General features: G+C 72.0%; 4 protein-coding genes. 3 read left to right on the forward strand and 1 reads right to left on the reverse strand.

The window, feature by feature from the left end; genetic code table 11:
* Nucleotides 1–93 precede the first annotated feature (93 nt).
* The 3 genes from ABZ862_RS36105 to ABZ862_RS36115 are packed head-to-tail and all read left to right on the forward strand — an operon-like array spanning nt 94 to nt 5,711.
* Complete coding sequence (locus ABZ862_RS36105) at nt 94–1,452, forward strand: hypothetical protein (RefSeq protein WP_360968065.1); 1,359 nt, start codon at nt 94–96, stop codon at nt 1,450–1,452.
* Nucleotides 1,449–2,786, forward strand: coding sequence for a hypothetical protein (locus tag ABZ862_RS36110; protein ID WP_360968068.1), 1,338 nt, complete (start codon nt 1,449–1,451; stop codon nt 2,784–2,786). The genes ABZ862_RS36105 and ABZ862_RS36110 overlap by 4 nt, the downstream gene beginning before the upstream one ends.
* Nucleotides 2,787–2,789: 3 nt before the next feature.
* The gene (locus tag ABZ862_RS36115; protein WP_360968071.1) at nt 2,790–5,711 is read left to right on the forward strand and encodes a tetratricopeptide repeat protein; all 2,922 of its coding nucleotides are present in this window, start codon (nt 2,790–2,792) and stop codon (nt 5,709–5,711) included.
* Nucleotides 5,712–6,152: 441 nt separating this feature from the next.
* Here the strand turns inward: ABZ862_RS36115 and ABZ862_RS36120 are convergent, their stop codons facing one another.
* Nucleotides 6,153–6,422: a hypothetical protein gene (locus ABZ862_RS36120; RefSeq protein WP_360968074.1), complete on the reverse strand. Its 270-nt coding sequence runs from the start codon at nt 6,420–6,422 to the stop codon at nt 6,153–6,155.
* Between the last annotated feature and the right edge of the window lie 226 nt (nt 6,423–6,648).

The following is a 6,648-nucleotide window of genomic DNA, read 5'->3' on the forward strand; positions in this document are numbered from 1 at the left end:
CCGGTGCGGTGCATGGAGGGGACGCTAGGCGGGCCGGGACGCCTACCGATCCCAGGTTCGCCCGACCCTTGGCCGACAACGTACGCTCCCCTCATGCCCTCCCCGAACCGGCCGACCGGTGAGCGCCGACCGCGCGCCCTGGTCATCGATCACGCCTGGCGGCGTCTCGGAGCGGGGCTGAAGACATTGAGCGGCCCCGACGGGGCGCCGTTGACGCGGACGGTCAAGCTGATCGTGCTGCCGCTGATCGTCAGGCCGACGCTGCGTCCCGAACTCGCGGCGGACTTCCTGGGACCGGCCGAGGCCGCGCGCCTCGACGCGCTGGTCCAGGAGTCGAGGACACGTCTTGAGGCGACGGCGCAGTGGTTCACACTGCTCAAGAAGGCCCGCCGGGCGTTGGGTGTCGTGGCGGGCAACCCCCAGGATCTGTACTTCCAGCGCTGCTTCGAGCTGGCCACCGAGCACGGGGCGCCCCCGGCCGACGCGGACGCAGTGGCCCGGGTCGTGGTGAAGGAGATGGCGGACGCGATCGGCGGACGCACGGTGGAGGCGCTCAAGGACTGTCTGGCGGACACCGACCGGTACGCCCGGCTCGACGCGGAGTTGGCCGCCGCGTGGAAACGCCGTCAACCGGTTGCGGACGCGGCCGCGGCGGTGGCCCTGGCGGCCGAGGTCCTGGAGGCGTGCGGCGCGCCGGAACCGGACTCGTCGGCCTACGCCCGCATGGTCGAAGCGGGACACGGCGTACTGTTCGGCCGAGCTCTGCGGGAGCCCACGAGCGGTGTCTGGGGCCGCGAGGAGCTACCGGCACATCTGGGGCTGACCACGGGACCGGTGCCGTCACGGCCTCAGGTCGGCCGGGGCGCCTCCACCGCCACGCTTCCCGCGCCGTTGGACCGCACGCTCTTCGAGCGGCTCTTCGTGGTGCTCCAGTCGTCGGCCCGGCGCGAGGAACTGCCGACGGTGACGGAGCTCGTCGGGCGTGAGGTCGGCCGCAGTTGCGCCCCGCTCGGCCTGCACGACGAGAGCCTGCGGGTCACCGTCGTGCTCGGCGGGCGGCTCGCAGCCGGCCTCGACCCGCTGGGCTCCGGGAACTCCTCGGCGGGAAGTACGGTCGCGCACCGGGCGGTCAACAGCCGCTGGCAGCGCGAGGCTTCGGTCCTGCGCGCCCGTCGGATGACCGTGTCTGCCCACCCGGACCGGGACGGCGGCGCTCTGGAAGCCCTCGCCCAGGACCTCCGTACCCCGTGGGTGGCCTACATGCGGCGGCTGTGGGTGCGGCTGCACGGGCGGGATGTCCACGGCGCCCCGCTGGGGGACCTCGCGTCGGCCTGGGCGTTGCTCGACGGGGTCGCCCGCTCGGTGATGATGGATCACCGTGCCAGAGTCCGGTCGGCGCTGCGGGCGCTCTCGGCAACCGCCGGCGAAGCGATCGAGCGGAGGAGCGCGTGACGGCGGGGGCCGGGGCGGACATCCACGTCGTGCGAGGTGAGGGCGGCGCGGTCCGGGTCACCGCAGGTCCTGCCTTCGGACACGGCCGGGCCTACGACGATATGACCACCGCGGGAGCGGACTTCACGCGATCCGTGCTCGACGTCGCGGGGGCGGTGCTGTTCTGGCCCGTTCTCGAGGGCCCGGTTCTGCCGGTGGCGGAGATCCATGACGTGGTGCGGGCACAGCAGTGGCTGTGGGCGGTCTACGGTGAGCGCGTCGCCGTCGCCGTCCACACGGTCGCGGCGGAGGCGCAGGATTCTCTGCCGGTACGAAGGCCGACGGGCCGTCCGACCGCTCTCGCGAACGCGGCCGCCCGGCTCAGCTTCGGGCACTGGGCGGCCCGGTGGTGGCCGGCGTCCTACACGGACGGCATTCCGGCCCTCGAACCGGATGTGCTGGGACTGGAGTTGGCCGCGCTCACCCACCAGTGCCAGCAGCTCTTCGACGGCTCGGACGACATCGACGACCAGCCCGACGACTGCGTGGCCGAACTGGTCGGTGAGCACAGCGGCGCCTTGGAACCGCTGATCCAGTGGTGGCGTGCGCAGCCACAGCCGTCGGACACGGCACAGCGCTTGGGGAGCGTCCTGCGGCTGATCGACGACGCGGCGGGCTGCGCCGGGCTGGACGGGCCCGCTCTGCGCCGCCTGCGCTCGGCCTCCGACCAGGAGCAGAACCGCAGCGGTACCGGCCCGGCCGCCGGCACGCCGGTCGATCCCGGCGCGCTGTTCGCCCGGCAGGGTGGTTACGCCCTCGCGGCGGGCGATCCGCCCGTCGCAGGCGGGCGGGTGATAGCGCGGGGCTCGGGGACCAACGACTGGAGCCGCTATCCGCCGGGGTTCGTCGACGCGGCCGAGGACGCGGTGTCCTGGACCGTTCGTGCGCTCGGTGCACGGCGGCAGATCGAGGTCGGGGCCGTCGCGCATGTCGCGGCACCCGCCGATGCCGGCATTCCGCTCGTAGCGGAGGTCAAGGTGAACGGCCGCCGTCCGAACCGGGTGGCCCTTGCACGACGGGACGACGTGTGGACCGGCCGGGGCCGTCTGGATCCGGCCTCCGCCACGGACCTGTCGGCCACGGCGCCGCCCCGCATCGAGGTCGGTGTCCTGTTGCCGGGCTTCGACCCCGGCCCCGGGGCCGGGGGCCGCGTCGACCGTGACGCGATCCGCGCCCTGGCGCGGCGTCGACTGGCCGACGCGGCGCAACCACCGCTGTACGACGTGTACGACATGTGCTCGGGGCCGTTCCTCGCCGAGATCCTCGCCGCCGCTGCCACCAGTGAGGACTACTGACGGATGCCGGACAGGAACGACAACGGGCCTGAGACACACGGCGAGCGGGAGACCACCGCACCGATATCCCTGTTCGGAGAGCCGTTCGACAGCGGCGTCGCCCAGGCCCATGAGCACCACATGGCCGCCGATTTCGGGGCCGCGTGCGCTGTCTACGGCGAGTTGCTCACCCTGGCCGAGTCCCTGGAGGACTCTCCCGACGTACGGTTCCTGCGCGCACACCTGCTGTCCGACCTCTGCACGCTCCTCCTCGACGCCTCGGACCTGCCCCGGGCCGAGGACGCCCTGGACCAGTCCCGCGTGCTGCTGGACGGCATCGCGTCGGCGCCGATGGGCCCCAGGGGCCGCCAACTGTATCTGGAGACGGTGCTGAAGACGCTGATCGCGCGGACCGACCTGCTGCGCAGGACGGGGCGTCCGGACGAGGCGCTGGCCTGTCTCGACGAGGCCACAGCCACGCTGTCCGAGTTCGACGATCCCGACGGACTGCGCGGCACCGAACTCGGCCTGAACCGGGTACTGCTGCTGATGGACCGGGGTGCGTGGGGAACGGCCGAGGAGCAGGCCACGTTGCTGCTGTCCGCCACTCCGGCGGGTGCGGCTGAGGTTGTGCCCCGCTTGCTGTCCGCGCTCGGCGTGATCTGTTCCTCGACCGGCCGGTTCGATGAGGCCGAGGACCACTTCGCGCGCGCGGAGAACGCCTTCCGGGCGTCGGGAGACACCGGGGAGCAGCAGACGATGCTTGCGCACCGGGCGTCCATCGCGCTGCAGCGGGGGGAACTCGACGTCGCGGAGCGGCTGTTCACCGAGGCGTCCGCCTTCTTCGAGCAGCAGCGGCGGTTCGTCGAACTCGCCGTCTGCGAACAGGCCCGGAGCTTCCTCGCCGACCGCCGCGGCGACGCCGTGGGCGCGCACGACCTGATGACGGCGAGCCTGGAGAGGTTCACACAGCTCGGCGTCTCGGTCTCCGCCGCCGACACCATGCTGCTGGGCGCCCAACACGCCTACGTGCGGGGCGACGTCGAGGAGATGCGACGGCTGGCCCAGGACGCCCGCGACGTCTACCAGGAACGGGGGGTCCTGGAGCGGTGCGCGCAGGTCGATCTCATGCTCGCCAGAGCCCTTGAGGACAACCTGAACCGGACGGACCACGGCGACCACGAGACCCGGTCCGTCGACACCGCGCTGTCGCTCGCCGTCCCCGCCGCCCTGGCACTGGCCGCCGCCCGCCACGACTTCGTCACCGCCCACGCGCGCAGCCAGTGGCTGCAACTGGCGGACGATGCGATGCGGTTGGCCTTCCGCCTCGCTGTACGCCGTCAGGACCACGGTCTCCTCTTCGAGTTGGTGGAACACCGCTGCGCGGGCGCGGCGCTGGCCCTCGGCGGTGTGCCGGAGTCCGTGACGCGCTCCGGGGACACCACACCGGTCTTCCCGGACGCAGGTATGAAGTCCTACGGGGATGACGGCGGCGGCGCTGTGACGCTGGGCGGTGTGGCGGCGGAGGCAGCCGTCTCCGCCGGTCTGAGGGTCGCGCCGCCGCCGAAGGTGCTGATGTCGGCGGAGACCGGCCGGATCGCGCTCCAGGAGTTCATCGCGGCGGCCGAGTTCCGCTACCGCCGGCGGATCGTGGACGAGGAGGAGGTTCCGTTCTGGTTCACCGATGACCTGACGAATCGCCCGGTGGTCCAGGTCCGGCTGGCCGACGCGGACGACCTGTTCATGACCTGGACGTGGGCCGGCGGAGCCCGGGGCTTCGGCACCGCTCAGGGTCCTGCCGACGAAGTCGACCAGGCGATGCACGAGTTGGCCGCCGCACTGCCCGCGGCGGGCGAGGGAGCGGCGGGGATGCAGCGGGCATTCGAGTCGGGAGCGTTGTCCGATCGGCGCGCCGAGCGCCGACTCGCGCGGACGCTGGCCGAGGCGCTGTGGCCGGAGGGGCTGACGGCGCAGATACGCCAGGTGTCAAGACGCGCGGGCCGCCCGCTGATACGGATCCAGCCGTCCCCCCGGGTCGCTCAGGTCCCCTGGGAACTGCTGGCTGTCGACGACGACGACGTCCGGCTCATCGATCTCGCGGACGTGGTGACCACCACGGCTACGTCGTTGCGAAGGCACATCACCTCTGAACGCCCGGTGCGGGACGCCGGCCCGGTCGTCCTCGTCCTCGACCCCCGCGTGCCCGGGTTCCGGGCCGATTCCCCGCTCGGCTCGGTCCTGGGGCCACCCGGCTCGGATCCGGCGCTGCTGTCGCTCGTCAGGGCCCGTCTCGACGCGGGCTCCGTCGAACCGCATCTCGGCACCCCGGCGGAGGCGTTCCGTCGTACCGACCTGGACCGGGACTGGCTGAGCGACGTTCTGTGCCGGGGGGCCCGCAGACTGATGTACGTCGGGCATGTCAGCGGCGCGCCAGTCGAAGGCGGCCAGAGCGAGGACGGCGCCCTCCATCTGTGCTGCGGTCCGCAGAGCTCGGGCCTGGCCGAGGTGGTCCGCAGCCATCGGCCGCTGGCGGCCAAGGACCTCCTGCTCGGCACGCTCCCTTTGCGGGCTGACGGGGAGCCGGGCGCGCGTGTCTGGCCGGCGCCGCCGAGGGTCGCCCTGATCGGCTGCGAGAGCGGCGGCGATCTGCGGTTCGCCGAGTCGTTCGGACTGGCCACGGCGATGATCCACAACGGTGCCGAGCTGGTCACTGCGACCCGCTGGGTCCTGCCGACCAGTTTTGCGTTCCATCGGTTCGCCGGTGTGCCCCAGTCCGTGCGTCCCCTGTCGGAGGCGATCGTCGCCGTCGACACCGCGCACGAACACCCCGACCCCGTGCACCGGCTCGGCCGCTGGCAGCGCGAGCAACTCGGCCGCTGGCGCGCCGGCGGCCGGATCGAGCAGTCCCCTCTGTTGTGGGCAGCCATGACCTGCATCGTCGCCTGAGCTCGGCATCTGGCCTTTTGCTCCAGCGAGGAGCGCGCGTCCGCTCCGGCTGGGCGGAGGAACTCGGCGAGAGCCGGCAGCCCGACCCCGGCGTGCGGGATCCCGCTTGGGCGCAGTTCGTTTCGAGGGACGATGTTGATCAAGCAGTAACCTCCGCTCTTCGGCGGAGTTGGCCGACCTGACGGCCCGGTAGCAGAAAGGCACCTGTGACCTGCAAGGATGTGAGTGTCTAGGTCATATCCGGTACAGAAGCCAGGACACCTTTCTGGTGGTCGAGAATACAGCGTGGGACCGCGGCCTGTGCGTGAGGACCGACGGGAAAGGCCTGGTCGGGCATGCGGGGGCGGTGCTGCTGCGTCGACTCGCGGACCGGGCGGGCCGGTGCACCGGCGGTGTACTTCCAGTTCCTTGAGCTGCGGCACAAGGTTGAGCTGCACAACCTCACCGGGCATGTGGTCGAGTGCCCCCTGGACGAGGTAAACCGGCCGCGGGCCCTCGGCGGAACCGCAACTGCGGATCCCGCCCGGCGAAGCGGAGATCGAGGCGCTGCTGCAGGTCCTCGACGGCCGCGAGGCGCAACTCGGCAGAAGCGGCGTCCGGGGACTGCACGGGGACCGGTTCCGGCTCCGGGATGCGTAACTGCGCGTAGAGCGGGCCCGCGTCCTCGACGAAGCCGGAATCAAAGACGACCGGGTCCTCGACCGCGGGCACGTCCAGCCGCCTCCACCCGCTGGAGCCTCCGAAGTTCGGCGAACTGCTGACCTACGCACGGCCGGGCGACACCCTGCACATCTCCGAGATGTTCCGCCTCGTACGCGGCACCGGGCATATCCTCGACGTGCTCGACGTGCTCGACGTGCTCGACGTGCTCGACGTGCTCGACGTGCTCGACGTGCTCGACGTGCTCGACGTGCTCGACGTGCTCGACGTGCTCGAC

This window comes from Streptomyces sp. NPDC047000, assembly GCF_040644295.1.
Taxonomy (GTDB): domain Bacteria; phylum Actinomycetota; class Actinomycetes; order Streptomycetales; family Streptomycetaceae; genus Streptomyces.